Source organism: Desulfurellaceae bacterium, from assembly GCA_021296095.1.
Taxonomy (GTDB): Bacteria; Desulfobacterota; Binatia; order Bin18; family Bin18; genus JAAXHF01.
Window position 1 is genome coordinate 31,793 of the sequence record JAGWBB010000022.1, and the last position, 340, is coordinate 32,132.

Here is a 340-nt window from a genome sequence, read left to right on the forward strand (position 1 = left end):
GGGCGCCGTCGGGTCCGCGGGCCGCACCGTTCGGTCCGCCGCCCGGTCGGGCGAACACCGACAGCCCGCCGTCAGGAGCGATGTGCCGGATCTGCCCGGCCCGAATCTCGGTGACGTACAGGCTGCCGTCGGCCGCCCACACCGGACCCTCGGGAAAGGCCAGGCCGGTGGCGATAACGGTCGGCATCGGTCGCTCTCGGTCGGCGCGGTCAGGCTGCCTGGCGCGCTTTGGCTCTCAGCAGCTTGGCCACAATCTGATCAACCACGCCGTCCACCAGCCCGCGCACCTCGTCCGGCAGCTTGGGCTGAATCGGATGGGGCACCAGGACGGGCTCGTACT

The 340-nt window shown here is 71.5% G+C and carries 1 protein-coding gene; it reads right to left on the reverse strand.

Translation table 11 applies throughout. The annotated features are described in order from the left end of the window. The coding region (locus tag J4F42_07380) for a hypothetical protein (protein ID MCE2485318.1) at window positions 1-187 on the reverse strand (187 nt) is incomplete at its 3' end. Window positions 188-340: the final 153 nt, after the last annotated feature.